This is a genomic window from Parcubacteria group bacterium CG10_big_fil_rev_8_21_14_0_10_36_14, from assembly GCA_002772895.1.
GTDB lineage: Bacteria > Patescibacteriota > Patescibacteriia.
On sequence record PFCS01000048.1, the window covers coordinates 1 to 324 of the forward strand.

The following is a 324-nucleotide window of genomic DNA, read 5'->3' on the forward strand; positions in this document are numbered from 1 at the left end:
GTTAGAGCGCTGTCCTCACACGACAGAGGCCGGTGGTTCGAGTCCACCATCGTCCATTGTAGGCGGGGTAAATTAGAGCCTGCCGGCAGGCTCTGTCCTCACACGACAGAAGCCGGTGGCCTTCCTATCGGTAGGCAGGTTTGAGTCCATCATCGTCCATATTTTTATCATTAATAATTTATAACTCATAATTGATGGTTTATGAATAAAACATTATTAAAGTCAGCGTTGCAGTACATTATAGAATTGGTGCATATAATCGTTATTTCCCTTGCAATTATAATTCCTATTAGATATTTTTTGATTCAACCTTTCTATGTTAAG